Below are 587 nucleotides of genomic sequence, written 5' to 3'. Positions count from 1 at the left end.
CGCCCTCGGCTTCCGCAACCTCACCAACTACATCGCCCGCAGCCTGCTCGAAACTGGCGGCTTCAGACCCCGACTACACCCTCAATTACGATGAGCCTGTTTATCGCGTTCGTGAGTGCTTCGGTGATCAAACTGGTGCGCATATGGGCGCCTAGTGACCAGCCGACGAGTTTCCGGGAATGGAGATCGATGACGGTCGCGAGGTATTCCCATCCTTTCCAGGTCTTGATGTAGGTGATATCTCCGACCCATCGAGTGTTCGGTTCGGCGGCGATGAAGTCCCGGTTGATCAGGTCGGGAGCCGGACGATGGTCGTCCCCCTGAAGTGTGGTGGCGCGCCAGGCCCGCGGGTGGCGACCGCGCAGTCCTGCGGCTCGCATCAGCCGGTGGACCCGCTTGCGACCGACGCGCCAGCCTCGAGCTGCCAGTTCAGCCCACATGCGGCGGACCCCTGGATTACCGTTCAGAGACGTGTGTGCGTCGCTGATGACTGAGGTGCCCCATTCTTTCTGGACCACCGCGGAATTGGTAGGATTACCGCGATGACCGAAAGGAAGGCCCGGGATGTCCAGTTCCCGTGGGAAGTA

The 587-nt window shown here is 61.7% G+C and carries 2 pseudogenes; both read right to left on the bottom strand.

What is annotated here, in order from left to right:
* Positions 1 to 104: 104 nt before the first annotated feature.
* A pseudogene (locus tag C5D07_RS16405) lies at positions 105 to 305 on the bottom strand (DDE-type integrase/transposase/recombinase); the annotation flags it as partial.
* 48 nt (positions 306 to 353) lie between these two features.
* Positions 354 to 518 (bottom strand): annotated as a pseudogene (locus C5D07_RS16400) (IS3 family transposase); the annotation flags it as partial.
* Positions 519 to 587 lie beyond the last annotated feature (69 nt).

Origin of the sequence: Rathayibacter tritici (genome assembly GCF_002932875.1) — a bacterium.
Taxonomy (GTDB): domain Bacteria; phylum Actinomycetota; class Actinomycetes; order Actinomycetales; family Microbacteriaceae; genus Rathayibacter; species Rathayibacter tritici.
Note: the sequence above shows the minus strand (reverse complement) of the source record. Positions and strands in the feature narration are given on the sequence as shown.